The sequence below is a fragment of the Streptococcus sp. HMSC073F11 genome, from assembly GCF_001810785.1.
Taxonomy (GTDB): Bacteria; Bacillota; Bacilli; order Lactobacillales; family Streptococcaceae; genus Streptococcus.
The window spans coordinates 231,720-251,859 of sequence record NZ_KV802690.1 but is presented as its reverse complement, the minus strand read 5'-3'; the positions used below and the strand labels follow the sequence as shown (position 1 = coordinate 251,859).

17 protein-coding genes are annotated in these 20,140 nt (G+C 42.5%); 2 read left to right on the top strand and 15 right to left on the bottom strand.

Annotated features, from left to right (window positions below):
- Nucleotide 1: 1 nt before the first annotated feature.
- From aroB to HMPREF2764_RS02840, 4 genes are read right to left on the bottom strand one after another with little or no spacing between them, the layout of a single operon-like run.
- Nucleotides 2-1,069, bottom strand: a complete 1,068-nt coding sequence (gene aroB, locus HMPREF2764_RS02855) for a 3-dehydroquinate synthase (RefSeq protein WP_070527083.1) — start codon at nt 1,067-1,069, stop codon at nt 2-4.
- A gap of 18 nt (nt 1,070-1,087) precedes the next feature.
- On the bottom strand, nt 1,088-1,942 hold the full coding sequence (locus tag HMPREF2764_RS02850; RefSeq protein ID WP_049502176.1) for a shikimate dehydrogenase: 855 nt from the start codon (nt 1,940-1,942) through the stop codon (nt 1,088-1,090).
- Nucleotides 1,932-2,609, bottom strand: coding sequence for a type I 3-dehydroquinate dehydratase (gene aroD, locus HMPREF2764_RS02845; protein WP_070527080.1), 678 nt, complete (start codon nt 2,607-2,609; stop codon nt 1,932-1,934). Before aroD ends, HMPREF2764_RS02850 begins: the two co-directional genes overlap by 11 nt.
- Nucleotides 2,606-3,769, bottom strand: a complete 1,164-nt coding sequence (locus HMPREF2764_RS02840; RefSeq protein ID WP_070527077.1) for a class I SAM-dependent rRNA methyltransferase — start codon at nt 3,767-3,769, stop codon at nt 2,606-2,608. The genes aroD and HMPREF2764_RS02840 overlap by 4 nt, the downstream gene beginning before the upstream one ends.
- Nucleotides 3,770-3,918: 149 nt before the next feature.
- Between HMPREF2764_RS02840 and HMPREF2764_RS02835 the strand changes: the two genes are divergently transcribed.
- Nucleotides 3,919-6,036: an LTA synthase family protein gene (locus HMPREF2764_RS02835; RefSeq protein ID WP_070527871.1), complete on the top strand. Its 2,118-nt coding sequence runs from the start codon at nt 3,919-3,921 to the stop codon at nt 6,034-6,036.
- Nucleotides 6,037-6,102: 66 nt separating this feature from the next.
- Here HMPREF2764_RS02835 and HMPREF2764_RS02830 read toward each other — a convergent pair whose 3' ends face one another.
- Nucleotides 6,103-7,740, bottom strand: a complete 1,638-nt coding sequence (locus HMPREF2764_RS02830; RefSeq protein ID WP_070527073.1) for a hypothetical protein — start codon at nt 7,738-7,740, stop codon at nt 6,103-6,105.
- Complete coding sequence (locus tag HMPREF2764_RS02825; RefSeq protein ID WP_070527070.1) at nt 7,721-8,470, bottom strand: ABC transporter ATP-binding protein; 750 nt, start codon at nt 8,468-8,470, stop codon at nt 7,721-7,723. Before HMPREF2764_RS02825 ends, HMPREF2764_RS02830 begins: the two co-directional genes overlap by 20 nt.
- A 177-nt stretch (nt 8,471-8,647) precedes the next feature.
- Between HMPREF2764_RS02825 and HMPREF2764_RS02820 the strand changes: the two genes are divergently transcribed.
- The gene (locus tag HMPREF2764_RS02820) at nt 8,648-10,102 is read left to right on the top strand and encodes an alpha-amylase (protein WP_070527067.1); all 1,455 of its coding nucleotides are present in this window, start codon (nt 8,648-8,650) and stop codon (nt 10,100-10,102) included.
- Nucleotides 10,103-10,191: 89 nt separating this feature from the next.
- On the opposite strand, the gene alaS is transcribed toward HMPREF2764_RS02820, so the two are convergent.
- The 9 genes from alaS to budA form a co-directional block, all read right to left on the bottom strand.
- Nucleotides 10,192-12,810, bottom strand: a complete 2,619-nt coding sequence (gene alaS / locus HMPREF2764_RS02815) for an alanine--tRNA ligase (RefSeq protein ID WP_070527064.1) — start codon at nt 12,808-12,810, stop codon at nt 10,192-10,194.
- A 21-nt stretch (nt 12,811-12,831) separates the two neighbouring features.
- On the bottom strand, nt 12,832-13,317 hold the full coding sequence (locus HMPREF2764_RS02810; protein WP_070527061.1) for an LURP-one-related/scramblase family protein: 486 nt from the start codon (nt 13,315-13,317) through the stop codon (nt 12,832-12,834).
- A gap of 257 nt (nt 13,318-13,574) precedes the next feature.
- Complete coding sequence (locus HMPREF2764_RS02805) at nt 13,575-14,645, bottom strand: ABC transporter substrate-binding protein (protein ID WP_070527057.1); 1,071 nt, start codon at nt 14,643-14,645, stop codon at nt 13,575-13,577.
- Complete coding sequence (locus HMPREF2764_RS02800) at nt 14,642-15,415, bottom strand: ABC transporter permease (protein WP_000712740.1); 774 nt, start codon at nt 15,413-15,415, stop codon at nt 14,642-14,644. Before HMPREF2764_RS02800 ends, HMPREF2764_RS02805 begins: the two co-directional genes overlap by 4 nt.
- Nucleotides 15,412-16,218, bottom strand: a complete 807-nt coding sequence (locus tag HMPREF2764_RS02795) for an ABC transporter permease (protein WP_070527054.1) — start codon at nt 16,216-16,218, stop codon at nt 15,412-15,414. The genes HMPREF2764_RS02800 and HMPREF2764_RS02795 overlap by 4 nt, the downstream gene beginning before the upstream one ends.
- Nucleotides 16,199-17,356, bottom strand: coding sequence for an ABC transporter ATP-binding protein (locus HMPREF2764_RS02790; protein WP_042750955.1), 1,158 nt, complete (start codon nt 17,354-17,356; stop codon nt 16,199-16,201). Before HMPREF2764_RS02790 ends, HMPREF2764_RS02795 begins: the two co-directional genes overlap by 20 nt.
- Nucleotides 17,357-17,515: 159 nt before the next feature.
- Nucleotides 17,516-18,421 carry a UDP-N-acetylmuramate dehydrogenase gene (gene murB / locus HMPREF2764_RS02785; protein WP_070527051.1) on the bottom strand — a complete coding sequence of 302 codons (906 nt, stop codon included), beginning with the start codon at nt 18,419-18,421 and terminating at the stop codon, nt 17,516-17,518.
- A 113-nt stretch (nt 18,422-18,534) separates the two neighbouring features.
- Nucleotides 18,535-19,287 (bottom strand): YhfC family intramembrane metalloprotease, encoded by a 753-nt coding sequence (locus tag HMPREF2764_RS02780; protein ID WP_023946322.1) that lies wholly within the window; start codon nt 19,285-19,287, stop codon nt 18,535-18,537.
- 9 nt (nt 19,288-19,296) lie between these two features.
- Nucleotides 19,297-20,028, bottom strand: coding sequence for an acetolactate decarboxylase (gene budA / locus HMPREF2764_RS02775; protein ID WP_049516062.1), 732 nt, complete (start codon nt 20,026-20,028; stop codon nt 19,297-19,299).
- Nucleotides 20,029-20,140 lie beyond the last annotated feature (112 nt).

Here is a 20,140-nt window from a genome sequence, read left to right as displayed (position 1 = left end):
CTTATTTTACCAAGTAGTCTTTCATCTCTTCCAGAGAAACTGGGTGAATAGTCGCTGAACCGAGCTCTGGTACCAAGACCAATTTCAAGGTGTTGCCACGCGCTTTCTTGTCATGAGTCAAAGCCTGATAAAGCTTGTCAACATCCCAGTTTTCATAGTTAACAGGCAAGCCAAATTTCTGACAAATCTCTGTAATAGACTGGGTTATTCCTTCTGGCATGAGGCCTTTTTCCTCAGCCACCTTGGAAATCTGCACCATGCCCATGGCCACAGCTTCTCCATGCATGACCTTGCCATAACCAGCCGTTGCTTCAATGGCATGACCAATAGTGTGGCCAAAGTTGAGGTAAAGGCGTACACCATTGTCCAACTCATCCTCAACTACCATCTTGCGCTTAACCTGACAAGAATGTTCAATCAAGGTCTCTGCATGCTCCAAAATGCTCTCTACAGTACCATCTAGCTCCGTCAATAGAGTCCATAGTTCTGGATCCTCAATCAAGCCATATTTGATAACTTCACCCATCCCTTCAATCAACTCTCTCTTTCCGAGGGTTCCAAGAACAAGTGGGTCAATCAGAACCCCGTCTGGTTGGGTGAAGGTCCCCACCATATTCTTAGCAAATGGAGTATTGACGCCTGTCTTTCCACCGATAGAAGAATCCACCTGAGCTGTCAAACTAGTCGGAATCTGAACAAAGTGAATACCCCGCATATAGGTAGAGGCTACGAAACCAGCCAGGTCTCCAACGACACCACCTCCGAGAGCCACTATTCCATCGCTACGAGTCAACCCCTGCTTAACTAGAAATTCATAGACTTTCTGAACAGTAGTTAAATTCTTTCTTTCTTCCCCTTCTAAAAAGTCAAAAACTGCTACCTGAAAACCAGCATCTTCTAGGCTGAGCTTGACCTTCTCTGCATAAAGAGAAGCTACATGGTTGTCTGTCACAATGACTACCTTTTGTGGTTGCCAGAGTTCTCGCAACCATTGACCAGCCTGAGCCAGACAACCTTTTTCAATCTGAATATCATAAGGATGATGAGGAATATCGATTCTGATTTTCATAGGAGAATCTCCCTTTCTTTATTGGTATTTTTCTGTTAAAGACTGCCAAATTTCTTCTGTCGGCATTTCCTTGCCTGTCCACAGTTGAAAAGCTTCTGCAGCTTGATAGAGCAACATTCCCAGACCATTGACAACTAGATTCCCCTGACTTCTAGCCCATTTTAAAAATGGTGTTTCAAAGGGTTGGTAAATGATATCTGCTACTAAAAGAGTTTCTGATAGGACAATGTTTTCAGGAACTGGAGATGATTGACCATCCATGCCTACACTTGTCGCATTGACAAGTAAATCCGACTCAGCAATCCTTGCTTGCAGTTCAGAAACATCTTCTAAAGCATACAAGTCTACTTTAAAGCCTGTCTGCTCCTGTAACTTGGTCAGGTAAGGTCTTGTTTTTGTCATAGAAACTGAACGAACAAAGACAGAAATCTGACTGACACCATCCAAAATAGCCTGTGCCAAGATTGATTTAGCCGCACCACCTGCACCCAGCAGGGTCATCTTCTTACCTGAAATTGTAAAAGAAGGCAAGCTCTTAAAAAATCCCTTGCCATCTGTATTATATCCAATTAAATTGCCATTCTCATTGACAACCGTATTGACCGCACCGATCAAGCGCGCTTCGTCACTCAGCTCATCCAAATAAGGAATCACCTGCTCCTTATAGGGCATGGACAGGTTGATGCCAAACATCTGGTAGCGACGAATATTAGCCACTGTTTCTGCCAAGTCATCCGCTTCAATCTCCCAAGCTACATAAGCACCGTTGGTAGCTGTCGCCTCAAAGGCACTATTGTGGATAAAGGGGGAAATCGAATGCTTAATAGGATTGGCAACAACTGCAGCTAAACGTGTATAGCCATCAAGCTTCATCCAAAATCTCCCGAATTTTTTTCATGTTAGCTAGGGAAATCTGACCTGGTGCACTTGCCTCATCTAGACTAGCAAAGGACCAGCTAGAACCTGTCACATCCGCAGTGATACGAGAGACCTTACCCACCTTGCCCATAGAAATCGTCACATATTCCTGCTCAGGATTGAGGATTTTAAAGCCTCGTGTATAGTTCATCAAGTCTAGCACATCCTGCTCCGTGTGAGCCATCACCGCAACCTTAACAAGTTTTGGATTTAAGCTCGTCAACTCTGACAAGATTTCCATCATGTTTTCAGGTGTTTCTTGGAAATTATGGTAACTCAAAACGAGATTTGGGAAGTCCAGCATTTCTTCAAAAACATCCTTGTAGCTATAGTACTCAAAATCAATATAATCTGGTTGATAGAGTTGCGCCACTTCCTTGATTAGATGGATATATTCTTCTGGAGAAAGGTCGATTTGTCCCCCTTCAGAGCGAGTTCGCAATGTGAAAACCAACTCACGGCCTGCGAATTTTTCAAAAATAGCTGGAGCCACCTGCAAAATCGCTTCCTTAGGCAGATAGTCGGCACGCCATTCAATGATGTCGGCATCTAGGTACCTCGTGACATCCAGAGCCTGGACCTCCTCTAAACTTCTTGGCATTACTGAAACAATTAATTTCATTTACTAACCTTCATACTAATCACCTTGAGGTAATTACTACTTTCATCTTTTTTATTATAGGCAAAATCTGCTGGAAGACCGTATTTATTTAAAATCTGGTAACTTCTTCCTGCAAAGCCTTTATCAATTTGTTCTGTAAATTTCTGGCGGGATACATTGGCAGCATTGGTGCTGGCAATAATAATACCGCCCGGATTTAAAATCTCAAGACTTTGGGATATCAACTTATGATAATCCTTAGCCACAGAAAATGTTTGTTTTTTGTTCCGAGCAAAGCTAGGCGGATCTAGGACAATCACATCATAGGTCAAGCCTTTTCGCTTGGCATACTTGAAATACTCAAAAACATCCATAACTATAAAACGATGGTCGTCTGTGCTGATTCCATTTGCCTGAAAATGCGCTTGAGACAATTCTCGTGAACGTTTAGCTAGGTCAACCGAAGTAGTCTGGCTTGCTCCCCCCATGGCCGCAGCCACTGAAAATGCTGCTGTATAAGAAAACATGTTGAGCAAGGATTTACCCATAGCCAAGCCATCCACTAAACTACCGCGAACTTCATGCTGGTCTAGGAAAATCCCTGTCATCAAGCCATCGTTCATAAAGACTTGATAGAGGACACCATTTTCCAAAACAGTGAAAAAATCAGGTGCTTCTTGACCATAAACATGGGCAGATTCATAGTCCAAACCCTTAAAACGGATCTTCTCATATGCTCCTAAAACCTCAGGAAAAACCTGTCTAAAAGCTTCTGAGATAACCTTGCGAATCTGATAAACATAAGAGTTATACCAAGAAAAGGCAGCATAGTCGCCATAAAGGTCCACTGTCAGACCGCCAAAGCCATCTCCCTCTTGGTTAAAGAGACGAAAGGCAGTAGTCAAATCATCTTGATAGTAGGCACTTCTCTTTTCTTTAACTTGTCTAAACAGTGCTTCAAAGAAAGCTTGATTGAAGGTCACCTTGTCTGTGCTAACAAACCAGCCCAAGCCCTTGTTTTGCTGAGAAAGGTAGGCAGTACCAAGAAAGTTTCCATCTTGACTATGAACTTCTACTTCCTGATCCTTGAGACTGATATTCTCAAGATCGCTGGCTTCTAGTAAAACAAGCCCCTTGGAAAGCTTTTTTTCAACCCGTTTGTTGACTCTTATTCTATTCATAGTCCCTATTATAGCAAATTTTGTGACAATTCTCAAAAAAGAAACTACCCTTGCTTTTTTACTCTAGTTTTAAAAAATGGTATACTAATACTAATAAAAACTTAGGAAGTAATTGTGTGAGAATCAATTTTAGCAAAATCCAAAAAGCCATGGGTACCAGACTGGGTTTTGTCCTAACCCTTTTAATCCTCTATTGGCTCAAAACCTTATTAGCCTATGCCGTTGACTTTAATTTAGATATTCAATTGGGCAAGCTGCAAGGGAATTACCTTGCCTTTATCGCCTTTTTCAATCCCCTTCCCTTGGGACTCCTCCTGCTGGCTCTAGCCCTCTATGCTCGCTCAACCAAGGCCTTTTACAGTCTTAGCATAGCTATTTATAGCCTTTTATTCATTTGGCTCTATTCCAATGTCTTTTACTATCGAGAATTTAGCGACTTTATCACGGCTAATACCATGAAAGTGGTCAGCAAGGTGTCTGTTGGTACTGCGGAACTAGAGTTACTGCGCTTTTGGGATTTCATCTATTTTATGGATTTCCCATTGCTGACTTATCTTCTCTATAAAAAGATCATCCAGCTAAATAGGAGACCTTTCAAATTCCGCTCCAGTGTTGCCATCACTGCTCTCTCGGCCCTGCTCTTTTCAGCTAACCTTTTCTTGGCTGAAATTGAGCGTCCCGATCTCCTGTCGCGAGGATTTTCTAATTATTATATTGTTCGTGCCCTTAGTTTGCCAGCCTTTTTAGGTTATAGCGCCAACCAATCCTACAGTGCAAACAAGGAACGTGCCAAGGCCTCTGAGACTGATCTTCAACCTATTACAGATTATATTCAAGAACATTCTGCTAAGCCCAATCCAGACTATTTTGGCTTGGCCAAAGGAAAAAATGTGATTTATCTCCACTTGGAGAGCTTCCAGCAATTTCTTCTTGACTATAAACTCAACATAGATGGAACTGAGCATGAAGTCACTCCCTTCCTTAATTCCCTCTACCATTCTCAATCAACCTTAGCCTTTTCTAATATCTTTAACCAAGTCAAGGCTGGTAAAACCTCAGATGCAGAAACCATGCTAGAGACCGGTTTGTTTGGACTTGACCAAGGTTCCTTTATGGTCAATTACGGTGGTACCAATACCCAGCAGGCAGCTCCTTTTATCCTATCAAAAAATGACTATCAATCGAGTGCAGTCTTTCACGGTAATATTGGGACCTTCTGGAACCGAAATACGACCTACAAACAATGGGGCTACCAATACTTCTTTGATGCTTCCTATTTTACTAAGCAAGACAGTAGCAATTCTTTCCAATATGGTTTGAATGATAAAATCATGATGAAAGATTCTATCCAATATCTGGAGCATTTGCAGCAGCCTTTTTATGCTAAGTATATCACGGTATCCAATCACTATCCCTATGCTAGCAATCTGACTGGCGATGAGCTTGGTTTCCCCTTGGCCAAAACCAAAGACGAAACGATCAACGGCTACTTCCAAACAGCCAACTATCTGGATAGTGCTATCAAGGCCTTCTTTGACTATCTCAAAGAAAGCGGCCTCTATGAAAAATCCATCATCGTCATCTACGGAGACCATTATGGAATTTCTAACTCCCGCAATCCTGACCTCGCTCCCTTGATTGGCAAGACTTCTGAAAACTGGTCGAATTACGACAATGCCATGTTGCAACGAGTGCCTTTTATGGTAGTCATGCCTGGCTATGAAAAAGGGCAAATCATCAATATCTACGGTGGACAAATCGATATCTTACCGACTCTCGAACACCTCCTTGGTATTGAGTCCAATTCCTTCCTACAAGTTGGACAAGATCTTCTGTCTCCAGATCATCAAGAAATCGTTGCCTTTCGGACTGCTAATTCCTTCGTCACACCCAAATATACCAGCTACGACGGACGAACCTACTATACTGAGAGCGGTCTTGAAATCAGTAATCTTGATGAACAAGCTCAGACTGAACTAGAAATCGTTCGGCAAGCAACCAACCAACAGCTAAAAATCAGCGACCAGATTCAAACTGGTGATTTAATACGTTTCTACCAAGCAGATCATCTTGGAACAGTTGATACTGAAAACATTTCTTACCTCAATTCCTTACCAATTCTGCAAAAGATTGAGCAGGAAAAAGGTAGTCAATCAACCAGTCTCTTTAGCCAACGACAAGGTAAGACCAGTACTGACCTTTTCAAGGCACCAAGTTACCAAGAACTCCATCCCGAGTCTGCCGAAACCGAATCAAAATCACAATAAAAGATGCTCTTCCATCGTGGAGGAGCATTTCTTTTTAAAAATTTATCAAGCAAACGATCAACTATCTCATCTTTTTTCTATTTCTGTCAATATGCGTGACAGGTAGTAATGATAGCCAAAAATAGCAAGACCAAGCAATAGGATCAGAGCTCCTACTCCCAAGCTAATGGCAAGGATAGGGGAGAGAGACCGAACCAAGAATAAGCTCCCTATTACAAGGGCCATTAAGATTGCACTATAAATTAAGAGTAAAACTATTGCTACTATACGATTTGAACGGTTCACCAGGTCCGTAATGTTACTCCAATTGGTTGACAAATTTTTCACGTCCTTAAGGTAATGGTGGCAAGAAAGGATGACACTGGCAAGGATCCAGACTACAAGAAGGTAAATCATCGAAAGGATGGGCAAGCCTAAATATAGAGAAAGGCCAAGTAAAGTCAAAATAGGTAAAAAGGACTGGACAGCAAATATAATCCAAAATTTCACTTTCACATAGCGATCAAAGTCAAAGGGTAAACTCTTCAGAAAATCAACATTTTCCCTCTCTAAGGACAAGGCAATTGAATGCAGGCTGGTGATATTGTTATTGACAACTGATATAAACAATCCTATAAAAAACAAGGGTAACCAGTATGGAGGATGAATATCTGGAACTATCTGAGAATCTCGAATTTTGGAAATCAGACCGATCATCATGAAATAAGGAAGAAAAGCACTTGTAAAAAGCACTGTAATCACGCCAGTTCCCTGTCCCAAGAGGGTGAGGTGGTAGCGTAAAACCATACGGAAAAAGCCCTTTTTATTAGTAGTTGAAATTCTCTCCTTATTGCGACGTTCTTTCTTGACCTTCTCCTCACTGTTAAGCAGAATCACGTCATAAAAATGAGGAAGAACCTTCTTTTTGGTCAGGTAAAGCAAGAAAACAGTTAAAGCTATCCAAGCTAACAGACCCAGTATGGCTTCTGTCGAAAAAGGCTCCACTGCTATTTTGTAAAAGATATGAAGAGGATAAAGGAGAAATGGAATGTCTCTAACTTTGTCAACAATACTTCCAAAAGTCGACTGTAGAAAGAGGACAAATATTAAAGGTATGAGAACCCCTATCCCAATCATCACATTCGAAAAAATAGACTGATACTTTCTGAAGACCCTAGTCTGAGCCAAGAAATGTACTGCCACTACCATTACTAAAGTAACAGAGACAAATAATAAGGCCAAGGACAGCAGCATCAAAGGCAAGCCCAGCCAAAGAGAAGGAGCTAGCCTAATGTAGAGGACTAGAAAATAAGCTAGGATTGGTACAATTCCAGGCAGAGCTGGCAAGAGGACAGACAGTCCTTTAGCGATTATAATCTCTGATTCTTTAAAGGCATAGGGTCTATACGATACCAAATCCTTACTCTCATAAAAGACATTGTAAAATGCAGTGAAAGAAGTTGAAAAGGCAAGCACCAGTAAAATAGCAACCATGCTACTAAAAAAACTTGGCATTTCCTCAAAAGGAAAACGAAAGGCTATATTTATAAACATGAAAAGCATCAAGAGACTGGAAAAAATGTAAGAACTTAGGACTCTAGCGGAAACATTTACTTTTTTCCCAGGATTCTTAGCCTGCTTCTTTCGTAGGTTAGCCAGATTAGCTTCTTGAGATGAATAGAGGATATTGATATCAACTAATTTTTTAATGACCTTGAGACGCATCCGCAACCTCCTCTTTTCTACCAGCAAGACTAAGGTAGATACTTTCCAAAGACTGGTCTGGGTGGTCTTTTCTCAAGTCCTCTACGCTACCACAATAGATCAAATGCCCCTTTTTTAAAATGGCAATCCGATCACAGACTTGCTCAGCTACCTCTAGGACATGAGTTGAAAACAAGACTGTCTTGCCTTTTTGCGCATGCTCCTTCATCATTTGCTTCAAATCAAAGGCGGCCTGGGGATCCAAACCAGTCAAGGGTTCGTCCAAAACCCAAATATCGGGATCGGATAAGAGTGCTCCGATGACAAAGACTTTCTGACGCATTCCGTGAGAAAGAGTTTCAATAACCTGATAACGATTTTCAGCAAAATCAAAAACGTTCAATAGCCTAGCTAGACTAGTCTCCAAGTCAGAGCTAGTCAGATCATAGGATGAAGCAATCAATTCCCAAAATTCATTGGCCGTTAAGCGTAAAAATAAATCAGGCGAGTCTGCTACGTAGCCAATCTTTCGTTTAATAGCTAAACGATTTTCCGATAACTCCTGACCGTCTACTAAAATACGACCACTGCTGGGTGAAATGATACTGACTAGGGATTTTATAGTGGTCGATTTTCCAGCCCCATTATGGCCAATCAAGCCCATAATCTCCCCATTTTCAATCTGCAAATTGAGATTGCTCAAGGCCTCTTTATCACCATACAACTTACTAACATTTTGAAATTCAATCATGAGAAATCTCCTCTCTTTATCTATGTAATTTACTATAATTATAGCGCTTTCATTTTAAAAATCAACATTTTATATAAAATAGTCAAAAACTTATTATTCAGTTTTACGCAAACGTTTGAGCTAACAGATACTTTATGATAGAATAAAGAACAAGATTGACAAGTAAGAGGAAACATCATGCAAAATCAAACACTCATGCAATACTTTGAATGGTATCTGCCCCACGACGGTCAGCACTGGACACGTCTAGCTGAAGATGCTCCACACCTAGCTAATCTCGGTATCAGCCATGTCTGGATGCCACCAGCTTTTAAGGCGACCAATGAAAAAGATGTCGGCTATGGGGTCTATGACTTATTCGACTTAGGAGAGTTTAATCAAAAAGGGACTGTCCGCACCAAGTATGGTTTTAAAGAAGACTATCTTCAAGCCATTCAAGCTCTAAAAGCACAGGGAATTCAACCTATGGCCGATGTGGTACTCAATCACAAGGCTGCTGCTGATCACATGGAAGCCTTTCAGGTTATTGAAGTGGATCCTGTAGACCGTACAGTTGAACTTGGGGAACCCTTCACCATCAATGGCTGGACTAGCTTTACCTTCGATGGTCGCCAAGATACCTACAATGACTTCCACTGGCACTGGTACCACTTCACCGGTACAGACTATGATGCCAAACGCCGCAAGTCTGGGATTTATCTGATTCAAGGAGATAACAAGGGTTGGGCAAATGAGGAATTGGTCGATAATGAAAACGGTAACTATGACTACCTCATGTATGCCGACCTAGACTTTAAACATCCTGAAGTCATCCAAAATATCTATGACTGGGCTGACTGGTTCATGGAAACGACTGGTGTAGCTGGTTTCCGCTTGGATGCCGTTAAACACATTGACTCTTTCTTCATGAGCAATTTTATCCGTGATATGAAGGAAAAATACGGTGAGGATTTCTATGTTTTTGGTGAATTCTGGAATCCTGACAAGGAAGCCAATCTAGACTATCTTGAAAAAACGGAAGAACGATTCGACCTTGTTGATGTTCGTCTCCACCAGAATCTCTTTGAAGCCAGTCAAGCTGGCGCAAACTATGACCTTCGTGGTATTTTCACAGATAGCTTGGTTGAACTCAAACCTTACAAGACTGTAACCTTTGTCGACAACCACGATACCCAACGTGGTCAGGCTCTTGAGTCTACTGTTGAAGAATGGTTCAAACCAGCAGCCTATGCCCTCATTCTATTACGCCAAGACGGCCTTCCATGTGTCTTTTACGGAGACTACTATGGGATTTCAGGGCAGTATGCTCAACAAGATTTCAAAGAAGTCCTTGACCGCCTCCTAACCATCCGAAAAGATTTGGCCTATGGAGAACAAAATGACTACTTTGATGATCCTAACTGTATCGGTTGGGTACGTTCAGGTGCTGAAAATCAATCCCCAATCGCAGTCCTTATCTCAAATGACCAAGAAAACAGCAAATCAATGTTTGTCGGCCAAGAATGGGCTAACCAAACCTTTGTAGATTTACTTGAAAACCACCAAGGTCAAGTTATAATTGATGAAGAAGGTTATGGACAATTCCCTGTCTCAGCTGCTTCGGTAAGTGTCTGGGCAGCTAATACAATCTAATAGTCAAGAACTATCAAGCCAGGTCCAATCGGATTTGGCTTTTTTGTATTCACAAAAAGACCTACCCAAATGGATAGATCTTTACTTGATTACAATTTACCTGCTACTTCATCCAACAATTCTTGGATCTTAGCTTGGTTGCTTCCTCCTGCCATGGCCATGTCTGGTTTACCACCACCACGTCCATCGACGATTGGTGCTAATTCTTTGACAAGGTTTCCAGCATGAAGGTCTTTTGTCTTGCTTGCTACAAGGACATTGACTTTGTCTCCAATAGCGGCAACTAGGACAAGAAGATCAGAGTAGTCTTTTTGTTTCCAGTTATCCGCAAAGGTACGAAGGGCACCGGCATCTGATACAGACACTTGACTAGCAATATAACGGTGACCGTTGACTTCCTTAACATCCTTGAAGATATCGCCTGCGGCTGCAGCTGCGGCTTTTTCTTTCAACTCAGCATTTTCTTTTTGAAGTTGACGAAGTTGTTCTTGAAGTCCTTCCACCTTGTGAGGTACTTCTTTAAGTTGAGGTGCTTTAAGGGTTGCTGCGACAGCTTTAAGAGCATCTTCTTGTTCACGGTAGGCTTCAAAGGCTTCCTTACCAGTCACTGCCAAGATACGGCGAGTTCCTGATCCGATACCTTCTTCTTTGACAATCTTGAAGAGACCAATTTCAGAAGTGTTGCCAACGTGGGTACCACCACAAAGCTCGATAGAGTAGTCACCGATAGTAACAACACGGACTTCCTTACCGTATTTCTCACCAAAGAGAGCCATAGCTCCCATTTCCTTGGCAGTGTCAATATCTGTTTCAACTGTCTTAACTTCAAGAGCTTCCCAGATTTTCTCGTTGACTTGCTGTTCAATCGCACGCAATTCTTCAGCAGTTACTGCTTGGAAATGCGTAAAGTCAAAGCGAAGGAATTCAACTTCGTTAAGAGATCCTGCTTGTGTCGCGTGGTTTCCAAGGATATTGTGAAGGGCAGCGTGAAGCAAGTGAGTCGCAGTGTGGTTTTTCATGACACGGTGACGACGATTTGTATCAATTGCCAAGGTATATTCTTGGTTCAAGGCAAGCGGTGCAAGGACGTCAACAGTATGAAGAGCTTGTCCGTTTGGTGCTTTTTGAACATTGGTCACAGTAGCCACAACCTTACCTGACTCATCCAAGATTTGTCCGTGGTCAGCTACCTGTCCACCCATTTCAGCATAGAATGGAGTTTCCGCAAAGATAAGTGAGGCAGTTCCTTCTGATACAGCTTCTACTTCTGCATTGTCAGCCACGATAGCCACCAATTTAGAAGATAATTGGCTAGCATTGTAGTTGAAGACACTTTCTACGGTGATGTTTTGAAGGGTTTCATTTTGCATACCCATTGAGCCACCCTTAACAGCTGAGGCACGCGCACGTTCTTGCTGTTCTTTCATAGCTGCTTCAAAACCTTCACGGTCTACAGTCATACCAGCTTCTTCAGCGATTTCTTCAGTTAATTCGACTGGGAATCCATAAGTGTCATAAAGTTTAAAGACATCTGAACCAGCGATGACAGATTGACCTTTTTCTTTCAAGTCTGCTACGATGCCTTGGGCAAAGTGTTGACCTGAGTGAAGGGTACGCGCAAATGATTCTTCTTCGCTCTTAACGATTTTCTCAATAAAGTCACGTTTTTCAAGCACTTCTGGGTAGTAGCTTTCCATGATTTTTCCAACAGTTGGAACGAGTTTGTAAAGGAAAGGCTCGTTGATTCCCAATTTTTGACCATGCATAGAGGCACGACGGAGAAGACGACGAAGGACATAACCACGACCTTCATTTCCTGGAAGGGCACCATCACCGATGGCAAATGACAAAGAACGAATGTGGTCAGCGATAACCTTAAAGCTCATGTTGTCGCCATCTTGGTCATAAACCTTACCAGACAATTTCTCCACTTCACGAATGATTGGCATGAAGAGGTCCGTTTCAAAGTTGGTCTTAGCCCCTTGGATAACCGCCACCAAACGCTCCAAACCAGCGCCCGTATCAATGTTTTTGTGTGGCAATTCCTTGTACTCGCTACGAGGAACAGCAGGGTCTGCGTTAAATTGTGACAAAACGATGTTCCAGATTTCGATGTAACGGTCGTTTTCGATATCTTCTGCAAGGAGACGAAGACCGATATTTTCTGGGTCAAATGCTTCTCCACGGTCAAAGAAGATCTCTGTATCTGGTCCAGAAGGTCCTGCACCGATTTCCCAGAAGTTGTCCTCGATTGGAATCAAGTGACTTGGGTCCACTCCTACTGCAATCCAGCGGTTGTAAGAATCTTTATCGTCTGGATAGTAGGTCATGTAAAGTTTCTCAGCTGGGAAATCAAACCATTCAGGGCTTGTCAAAAGCTCATAAGCCCAAGTGATGGCTTCGTCACGGAAGTAATCACCGATAGAGAAATTCCCCAACATTTCAAACATAGTATGGTGACGCGCAGTCTTCCCTACGTTTTCAATATCGTTGGTACGGATAGCCTTTTGGGCATTGGTAATACGTGGATTTTCAGGAATGATGGTCCCGTCAAAGTATTTCTTAAGGGTTGCTACCCCAGAGTTGATCCACAAAAGTGTTGGGTCATTTACAGGAACCAAGCTCACTGATGGTTCTACTGAGTGACCTTTGGTCGCCCAGAAATCAAGCCACATTTGGCGTACTTGTGCACTAGATAGTTGTTTCATATTGTCTCCTTATTTACTTGTTTAATGTGATTGGCTTTCCAGCATTTCCACATAGTCAATCGCGACACAGAGGGAAATGACAAGATCTGCATAGGCTTCATCGTATACAGTTACCTGATAAGTAGAAGTTAGATGAAAAATGTCCTCGGTAATTTCAGCAACCATTTGGTCTTGCTCATCCAACAAACAGAAGTTTAAATCCCATATGTCCCCTTCGACTCGCAAGCCCTGTTGATCAAACTCATACTTATCACGGAAGATAGTGAACTTCTGACGAATGTAAAAGCTCGTCCCGTCACTGAGTTTGATTTTAAACTGGGGCATGAAGGTTAGAAAGGTTTTGGTGATCTGACTGACCTGTTCACCATTAGCATCATAGATGGTAAAAGTTTTGGGAATCTTAAAAAATGATCCCTCTACTTGATAGGCGATTTCTCCCCTGTCATCCTTGATAGCGAAGCGTTCGCCTCCAAGACGAAACTTTTGTTTGACAAGAAATGTTTTCATCAACACCTCCAAAAATTAAAAGACAAGCTCATATCACGAAGGGCGAAAAACCGCGGTACCACCTTCATTCAATGAACTTGTCATTCTCTTATTCTTATGCAATTGTATGATTGAGTAGCATGACTTTCTAGCTTAGATGGCTCGCAGCACCGCCATTTCTCTGGACTAAGATAACTGAAAATCAATTCTCAACTTTCTTATTATATCGTTTTTTGGGTTCTGCGTCAACTGGGAAAGCTGACAAGAAAGCATATCTCCTACTTCCGATACATTTTAAACTGTAGGAACAGGTCACTATATTTTCCTGTCCATTTATGGTCAAATTTCTCATAAACTTCCAAGTGTTTCATGGTGTCAGCGTCTGGATAGAAGGATTTGTCTTCCTTGGTCTCCTCTGAGAGCATTTCCTTGGCTGGTAGGTTTGGTGTTGAGTAGCCTACATACTCTGCATTCTTGAGAGCATTTTCAGGCTTCAACATGAAGTTGATGAAGGCATAAGCAGCATCTTGGTTCTTGACAGTTTTGGGAATAACCATGTTGTCAAACCAGAGGTTACTTGCTTCTGTCGGTACAACATATTTGAGGTTAGGATTCTTTTCCAACATCTGGCTAGCTTCCCCAGAGAAGGTCACGCCGATAGCAGCGTTGTTCTGAATCATGTAGCCCTTCATCTCGTCCGCCACAATGGCCTTGATATTTGGAGTCAATTTGTAGAGTTTATCTACTGTCTCTTCTAACTGCTGTGGATTTTTAGAGTTGAGGCTGTAGCCTAGGGAATTGAGTCCTAGTCCCAGTACCTCACGTGCCCCATCAAAGAGCATGATAGAGTTCTTATACTCTGGCTTCCAGAGGTCATCCCAATGTTCAGGCGCTTCCTCTACCATGGTTTCATTGTAGACAATTCCTAATGTTCCCCAGAAGTAAGGAATGGAGAATTTATTGCCTGGGTCAAAGGACTGGTTGAGAAACTCTGGTCCGATATTTTCAAGACCTTCAAGTTTTGAATAGTCAAGCGGAACCAAGAGGTCTTCGTCCTTCATCTTGTTAATCATGTATTCACTTGGGATAGCAATATCATAAGTCGTTCCACCCTGCTTGATCTTGGTATACATGGCTTCGTTGGAGTCAAAGGTCTCGTACTGTACTTGGATTCCTGTTTCTTCTGTGAACTGAGTCAAGAGTTCAGGATCTATATAGTCCCCCCAGTTGTAGATAACCAGTTTTTGACTATCTCGGCTATTGATTTTACTATCTAAATGCGTCGCAATTCCCCACAAGACGAGGATAATGGCTACAATTCCTGCTAAAAATGAATAGAGTTTTTTCATGCTTGCTCCTCCTTCTCACGTGAGATAAAGTAATATCCAACAACTAGGATAATACTAAAGAGAAAGACGAGGGCAGACAGGGCATTGATTTCTAGAGAAATCCCCTTACGAGCACGAGAGTAAATCTCGACTGACAGGGTTGAAAAGCCATTTCCCGTTACAAAGAAGGTCACGGCAAAGTCATCCAGCGAATAGGTGAAGGCCATGAAATAACCTGCAATGATAGACGGAGTCAGGTAAGGAAGCATAATTTCCTTGAACATCTGAAATTGACTGGCTCCAAGGTCATAGGCCGCATGAATCATGTCGCCGTTCATTTCCTTGAGACGTGGCAAGACCATCAAGACCACGATAGGAATGGAGAAGGCCACATGACTAGAGAGAACGGTCAAAAAGCCAAGTGAAAACTTGAGTTGGGTAAAGAGAATCAAGAAGCTAGCACCAATCATAACATCAGGCGCAACCATTAGGATATTATTGAGTGAAAGAAAGGCTTCTTGGTATTTCTTACGAGACTGATAAATATAAATAGCACCGAAAGTCCCGATAATGGTCGCAATCAAGGCTGACAGGAAGGCCAAGAAAAAGGTCTGAGTCACAATTAACATAAGGCGACCATCGCCAAACATAGTTTTAAAATGGCTCAGGCTAAAGCCTGTAAAGCTGTTCATGTCGTTTCCTGCATTAAAGGCGTAGCCAATCAAGTAAAAAATCGGCAGGTAGAGGACAAGAAAGACCAGTCCCAGATAAAGATTGGCAAATTTTTTCATCGTTCTCTCCTTTCCTTGGTCACCCACATGGTGATGAACATGGTCAGAATGAGAATCACACCGATGGTTGAACCCATACCATAGTTGTCATTTGTCAGGAAGTTCTGCTCAATGGCTGTCCCCAGTGTAATAACGCGGTTCCCACCAATCAAACGGGTCAGCATGAAGAGACTCAAGCTAGGAATAAAGACCGACTGAACGCCACTTCTCACACCGTTCATCGATAGAGGAAAGATGATATGTCGGAAAGTCTCCCACTTGGTAGCACCGAGGTCATAACTTGCATTGATAAGATTGTTATCCATATCATCCAAAACGTTGAAAATGGGCAGAATCATAAAGGGAAGCTCGATGTAGCTTGCGACAAAAATAAAGGAGAAATCAGTAAAGAGCAACTGTTGCGAACCGATTCCGATGAATTCCAAAAATTGGTTAATAGAGCCATTTTGACCAAAAATCCCGATAAAGGCATAGGCTTTAAGGAGCAAATTGATCCAGGTTGGCAGGATAATCAGCATGAGCCAAAGTTGACGGTGCTTGAGACGGGTCAAAAAGAGGGCTGTTGGATAGCTGATAAGCAAGGTCACAAAGGTCACAATTCCTGCATAAAGTACAGAGTTGAAACTCATTTTTAGGTAGGTCAAGTTTTGTGACGTAAAGTAGGACTTATAATTTTCTAAACTGAATTGGCCTTCAATGTTGAAAAAGGATTGACCGAAAATCAAGACCAAGGGTGCCAGAACAAAGAGGGCAATCCAGAGCATGTAGGGCACTACAAAGAGTTTAGAGCTTGTTTTCTTCATCTCTTTCCTCCTCGATTGCATTGATCAGACCTGCTTCTTGCTCTTCGATTTCCACGTATTCTTCGATACGGGCATCGAACTCTTCTTCGGTTTCGTTGAGACGCATGATGTGGATGTCTTCCGGTTCAAAGTCCAGACCGATTTCCTCACCCACGATGGCCTTACGAGTCGAGTGGATCATCCATTCATTCCCAAGTTCGTCATAGGCGATAATTTCATAGTGAACCCCACGGAAGAGCTGGGTATCCACCTTAACTTGGAGCTTGCCTTCTTCAGGAAGGGTAATCCGCAAGTCCTCTGGACGAATCACGACCTCAACAGGTTCATTTGGCTTCATCCCACCATCGACCGCTTCAAAGCGTTTGCCGTTGAACTCAACCAAGTAGTCCTCAATCATGATTCCTGGCAAGATATTTGACTCACCGATAAAGGTGGCAACAAAGTGATTGATCGGCTCATCGTAGATATCCACAGGTGTTCCAGACTGGACAATCTCGCCATCATTCATAACGAAAATCCAGTCACTCATAGCCAGGGCTTCTTCCTGATCGTGAGTGACAAAGACAAAGGTAATGCCCAATCGTTGTTGCAGTTCACGCAGTTCGTACTGCATATCTGTTCGTAATTTTAAGTCCAACGCTGACAAAGGCTCGTCCAACAAAACCACACGGGGTTGGTTGATAATGGCACGGGCAATAGCCACACGCTGACGTTGTCCTCCAGAGAGTTTACGAATGGAACGTTTTTCGTAACCTTCCAACTGAACCATCTTGAGAACTTCCGCTACGCGTTTCTCGATTTCTTTCTTGTCAATTTTACGCAAGCGAAGCGGAAAGGCAACATTTTCAAACACATTCATATGTGGAAACAAGGCATAGGATTGGAAGACCGTATGGACGTCTCGCTTGTTGGTTGGGATGTCGTTGATGCGGACACCGTCCAGCAAAATATCTCCTGTCGTCGCATCCAGTAAACCTGCAATGATGTTTAGGATGGTTGATTTCCCTGAACCAGATGCGCCTAAAAGAGTGTAGAATTTCCCTTCTTCCAACTCAAAGTTGATGTCTTTGAGAACCTTGGTGTTGCTGTCTTCAAAAACTTTTGAGACGTTTTTGAATTCAATAATTGGTTTTTTCAATTGTCATTTATTCCTTCTTTTTCATAGATTAACAGATCAGGGCTCTGTCAGGCCGCTACTACCTCGTGTAGGAGATTGAACTGCCTACATTCTTCTGCACTAACGATAGGCTTTCACCCCCTTTCCATGACATAGTAGCAGCTTTTCAACTACAGCTTCCTACTTGCTTTCACCTAAAATACGGACTTCTCTCTCAAGAGTGACGCCAGAGTGTTCCTTGACTTTTTCGATAACAGACTCAATCAAGTCCTCGTAGTCTTTAGCCGTTCCGTCAGCAACATTGATCATAAATCCTGCGTGTTTTTCTGACACTTCTACGCCACCGACACGATAGCCTTTCAAGCCAGCTTCTGAAATTAATTGACCTGCAAAATGACCTACTGGACGCTTAAAGACCGAACCACAAGATGGGTATTCTAAAGGTTGCTTGAGTTCACGTAGATGCGTCAAACGATCCATTTCTTGCTTGATAACCTGATGGCTTCCTGGAGCAAGGGCAAATTTAGCTGACAAGACAACTGCACCAGACTCTTGAATGGCTGAATGGCGGTACCCAAAAGCCAAATCTTTGGCAGACAGGGTCTCGATTTCTCCATCCTTGGTCAAGACCTTACAAGACTGCAAGATGTGGGCAATCTCGCCACCATAGGCACCTGCATTCATAAAGACAGCACCGCCGACGCTCCCCGGAATGCCACAAGCAAACTCAAAACCAGTCAAACTATGACGAAGGGCAATGCGTGTTGTTTCAATCAAGTTAGCACCAGCTTCAGCTTCGATGGTATAGCCATCAACAGAAACATTATTGAGCTTGTCACACAAGATGACAAATCCACGAATTCCACCATCACGAACGATGATATTGCTGGCATTTCCAAGAACCATCCAAGGGATATTTTCTTGATTGGCAAATTTGACAACGCGAGCCAACTCAAAACGATTTCGTGGAAAGACCAGATAATCAGCCTCTCCACCTACTTTTGTATAACTATAGCTATGCAAGGGTTCTTTGAAACGGATATCAATCCCTTCTAAGATTTCAAGCATGTTTTCTTTTACTGACATGACACTCTTCCTTTTACAAAATTCATTCCATTATACCATTTTTAAGACCATTTGACGACCCTAAAAAAATCTTGGGCTTATTTTAAACAAAAAAAGAGGTTTCCCCCTTTTTCTTATGATTTTTTGCAAAAGATAGCCTTGGTTCCATAGGCAACTAGGATCAGTTCAACTAGTAGAATGACTTCAACTAAGACTGGACTTGTAAGCCAGCCAACTTGGGCTAGAGATGGTGCCAGGTCAAAGAAGGCATGTAGGCCATAGGCTGCTAGGAGATAAATCCATTTCTTCTGGCGAACAGCTTGGTAAACCCAAACAGTCAAAAGCAATTGGAAACCTAGAGCCAGAATCCGTTCAAAACCAAGCAAATAAATCTGCCAGACAGAAAGTGACTGAATGGTTTTTAACATATTTTCAGACAGCAATTGCATGACCTGTGGATTCTGAGTTTGAACTGCTGAGAGAACGATGTAGAGATTAATCAAACTAGTAAGACCTAGGAAAATCAACTCCAAGCCACCATGCCCCAATCCATAAGCCAAGGCATCTGCCTTTTCCAAACTTCTCTTTTTCTCCAACCATTTGAAGAAAATAAGACGAGCAGTTTCCTCAAAAAATGCTGCCATGGCTAGGCCATAGATGATATAGACAAGCGGATGGTCTTGTAAGAGGGCAATACTACCGTCTTTTTGAGGATGCAAAACTAAGATATGCACCAGTTTTTCCAAAATCTGTGAAGAGACAAAGAAGGCTACGGCCCCTAATCCCAAAACAGCTAAATTAATCTGGTATTTCTTTTTGGCATACCAAATGCTCCCTAACAAGAAAGCTAGCAAAAGCACCATGGTAATGATAATATGAATGGTCATTTTCTTCTCCTATTCTGCCTTTTCAATATCTTTTTTCATCTCGTCAACATTGAACTTAGCAAACAAGTATTGACGGTCTTGGACTGGGAAACGTTGATCCAATTGGTCAACAGCTCCCACCTCAATAATGCCTTCCTTGATGACAAAGTCCATGACATGACCACCGAAGGTCAAATCATCTGAAATGAAGTGCAGATGGTAGCCTGCCACACTAACCCCATGGAAAATCTCTGGCGTCCAGAAACCAACGATGGTCCCCGCCACATTGTCTCGACGATATTCAGGCTGATGGGTTGCGACCTCAGCAAACTTGGTATCTGGTGTCGACTTGGGAATCATGCGCACATGCATATGTGAAAATTCCCCACGAATCTTGATAGAGCGGAAAAGATTTTCCCCATCATAATAAGACTCGATTCGTTCTTCCAATTCCTTGTCTGTCATCTCAAAGCGCTGGCGGAAAATAACCTCTGCCTGATGCGGTACTACTGCTGCATAAGGAATAAGGGCATCTGGTGATACTTCCACAATTTCCGGTTGCTCTCCTGATCCTTTAGCCTGATAAGCCTTGCCATCCAAGACAATCAATTCCCCATCAATGGAATCCAAGGTTCCCAAACCAAGGTCACCATGCTCCAGCAATTCTCCTACTGTCATGGTACCACCATAAAGGCCAGCCATCAAGGCTCCAAGGGTATTGTATTGAAATAATTTCACTGGTTCCTGCACGTTCTTATCCATTCACTTTCTTATCTGTTATACTCAATGAAAATCAAAAAGCAAACTACGAAGCGAGCCGCAGGTTTCTCAAAGCACTGCTTGAGGTTGTAGATAAGACTGACGAAGTCAGCTC

Bases quoted from the DNA above. Each gene is read 5' to 3' on its own strand.
- HMPREF2764_RS02795 (WP_070527054.1), bottom strand. From the start codon at position 16,218: ATGAAGAAAACAAGCTCTAAACTCTTTGTAGTGCCCTACATGCTCTGG.
- HMPREF2764_RS02800 (WP_000712740.1), bottom strand. From the start codon at position 15,415: ATGAAAAAATTTGCCAATCTTTATCTGGGACTGGTCTTTCTTGTCCTC.
- aroB (WP_070527083.1), bottom strand. From the start codon at position 1,069: ATGAAAATCAGAATCGATATTCCTCATCATCCTTATGATATTCAGATT.
- budA (WP_049516062.1), bottom strand. From the start codon at position 20,028: ATGGATAAGAACGTGCAGGAACCAGTGAAATTATTTCAATACAATACC.
- HMPREF2764_RS02805 (WP_070527057.1), bottom strand. From the start codon at position 14,645: ATGAAAAAACTCTATTCATTTTTAGCAGGAATTGTAGCCATTATCCTC.
- HMPREF2764_RS02780 (WP_023946322.1), bottom strand. From the start codon at position 19,287: ATGACCATTCATATTATCATTACCATGGTGCTTTTGCTAGCTTTCTTG.
- murB (WP_070527051.1), bottom strand. From the start codon at position 18,421: ATGTCAGTAAAAGAAAACATGCTTGAAATCTTAGAAGGGATTGATATC.
- HMPREF2764_RS02835 (WP_070527871.1), top strand. From the start codon at position 3,919: ATGGGTACCAGACTGGGTTTTGTCCTAACCCTTTTAATCCTCTATTGG.
- aroD (WP_070527080.1), bottom strand. From the start codon at position 2,609: ATGAAATTAATTGTTTCAGTAATGCCAAGAAGTTTAGAGGAGGTCCAG.
- HMPREF2764_RS02825 (WP_070527070.1), bottom strand. From the start codon at position 8,470: ATGATTGAATTTCAAAATGTTAGTAAGTTGTATGGTGATAAAGAGGCC.
- HMPREF2764_RS02810 (WP_070527061.1), bottom strand. From the start codon at position 13,317: ATGAAAACATTTCTTGTCAAACAAAAGTTTCGTCTTGGAGGCGAACGC.
- HMPREF2764_RS02830 (WP_070527073.1), bottom strand. From the start codon at position 7,740: ATGCGTCTCAAGGTCATTAAAAAATTAGTTGATATCAATATCCTCTAT.
- HMPREF2764_RS02820 (WP_070527067.1), top strand. From the start codon at position 8,648: ATGCAAAATCAAACACTCATGCAATACTTTGAATGGTATCTGCCCCAC.
- alaS (WP_070527064.1), bottom strand. From the start codon at position 12,810: ATGAAACAACTATCTAGTGCACAAGTACGCCAAATGTGGCTTGATTTC.
- HMPREF2764_RS02840 (WP_070527077.1), bottom strand. From the start codon at position 3,769: ATGAATAGAATAAGAGTCAACAAACGGGTTGAAAAAAAGCTTTCCAAG.
- HMPREF2764_RS02850 (WP_049502176.1), bottom strand. From the start codon at position 1,942: ATGAAGCTTGATGGCTATACACGTTTAGCTGCAGTTGTTGCCAATCCT.